This is a genomic window from Brevibacillus sp. HB1.3, assembly GCF_013186635.1.
GTDB lineage: Bacteria > Bacillota > Bacilli > Brevibacillales > Brevibacillaceae > Brevibacillus > Brevibacillus brevis_D.
The window spans coordinates 1-1,501 of record NZ_JABMIT010000026.1; the positions used below are offsets into that span (position 1 = coordinate 1).

The window sequence follows — 1,501 nt, forward strand, 5'->3', positions numbered from 1 at the left end:
TAGGCCGCTCACCCTATCCTCCTGCGTCACGCCATTGCTCAAGCGGAACAGAGGTGGTACAGGAATATCAACCTGTTGTCCATCGCCTACGCCTTTCGGCCTCAGCTTAGGTCCCGACTAACCCTGGGAGGACGAGCCTTCCCCAGGAAACCTTAGGCTTTCGGTGGACAAGATTCTCACTTGTCTTTTCGCTACTTACACCGGCATTCTCACTTCCAAGCGCTCCACCGCTCTTTCCAGTACGGCTTCACTGCTGCTTGGAACGCTCCCCTACCCAGTCCGTAAGGACTGCCATAGCTTCGGTGATACGTTTAGCCCCGTTACATTTTCCGCGCAGAGTCACTCGACCAGTGAGCTATTACGCACTCTTTAAATGGTGGCTGCTTCTAAGCCAACATCCTGGTTGTCTGGGCAACTCCACATCGTTTCCCACTTAACGTATACTTGGGGACCTTAGCTGATGGTCTGGGCTGTTTCCCTTTTGACGATGGATCTTAGCACTCACCGTCTGACTCCCGGACATAAGTCATTGGCATTCGGAGTTTGACTGAGTTCGGTAACCCGATGAGGGCCCCTAGCCCAATCAGTGCTCTACCTCCAAGACTCTAAATTCCGAGGCTAGCCCTAAAGCTATTTCGGGGAGAACCAGCTATCTCCGAGTTCGATTGGAATTTCACCGCTAGCCACACCTCATCCCCGCACTTTTCAACGTGCGTGGGTTCGGGCCTCCAGTAGGTGTTACCCTACCTTCACCCTGGACATGGCTAGATCACACGGTTTCGGGTCTACGGCAGCGTACTATCGCCCTATTCAGACTCGCTTTCGCTGCGGCTCCGTCTCTTCAACTTAACCTCGCACGCTACCGTAACTCGCCGGTTCATTCTACAAAAGGCACGCCGTCACCCTTTTAACGGGCTCCGACTATTTGTAAGCACACGGTTTCAGGTACTATTTCACTCCCCTCCCGGGGTGCTTTTCACCTTTCCCTCACGGTACTGGTTCACTATCGGTCGCTAGGTAGTATTTAGCCTTAGCAGATGGTCCTGCCAGATTCACACGGGATTTCACGTGTCCCGCGCTACTCGGGGTTGGTCTCGGAGAGACGCGCGTTTAGGTTACGCGACTATCACGCTCTATGGTCAGCTTTCCCAAGCTGTTCACCTACGCGCGTCTTTTGTAACTCCATGTGAGACGCCCCACAACCCCGCCGGGTAAACCCGACGGTTTAGGCTCTTCCGCGTTCGCTCGCCACTACTGACGGAATCACTATTGTTTTCTCTTCCTCCGGCTACTTAGATGTTTCAGTTCACCGGGTCTGCCTTCTCATCACCTATGTATTCAGTGAAGGATACCATCCCATTACAGATGGTGGGTTGCCCCATTCGGAGATCCCCGGATCAAAGCGTGCTTACCGCTCCCCGAGGCTTATCGCAGTTCGCTGCGTCCTTCTTCGGCTCCTAGCGCCAAGGCATCCACCGTGTGCCCTTAGTAACTTAACCAC

The 1,501-nt window shown here is 53.9% G+C and carries 1 rRNA gene; it reads right to left on the reverse strand.

Going from position 1 to position 1,501, the window contains the following annotated elements:
* Positions 1-1,499 (reverse strand): 23S ribosomal RNA (locus tag HPY31_RS28420); the annotation flags it as partial.
* Positions 1,500-1,501: the final 2 nt, after the last annotated feature.